Raw genomic sequence first — 283 nt, 5'->3', positions numbered from 1 at the left:
GGCAGATCCCGCCACGACTGCACCCAGCGCGAGAAGGCGGTGCCGATCACCGTCTCCGACGTCGGCCGCACGACCAGCGGCTCCTCCAGCTTGGCGGTCGGATCGGGCGTCAGCCCGCCCTTCCCGTCCGACACCAGCCGGTGGTGCGTGACGACCGCCATCTCCTTGGCGAACCCCTCGACATGCTCCGCCTCCTTTTCGAAATAGGAGAGCGGGATGAACAGCGGGAAATAGCAATTCTCATGGCCGGTCGCCTTGATGCGATCGTCGAGCAGCCGCTGGA

The 283-nt window shown here is 66.1% G+C and carries 1 protein-coding gene; it reads right to left on the bottom strand.

Annotated elements, in window-relative coordinates; genetic code table 11:
• Window positions 1-283, bottom strand: a 283-nt coding sequence (locus tag AC0IW9_RS30605) for a hypothetical protein (RefSeq protein ID WP_471652075.1), incomplete at both ends; no start/stop codon positions are given.

It is taken from the genome of Belnapia sp. AC561, assembly GCF_979252845.1.
The sequence above is the reverse complement of the archived record's forward strand: the minus strand, read 5'-3'. Positions and strand labels throughout refer to the sequence as shown.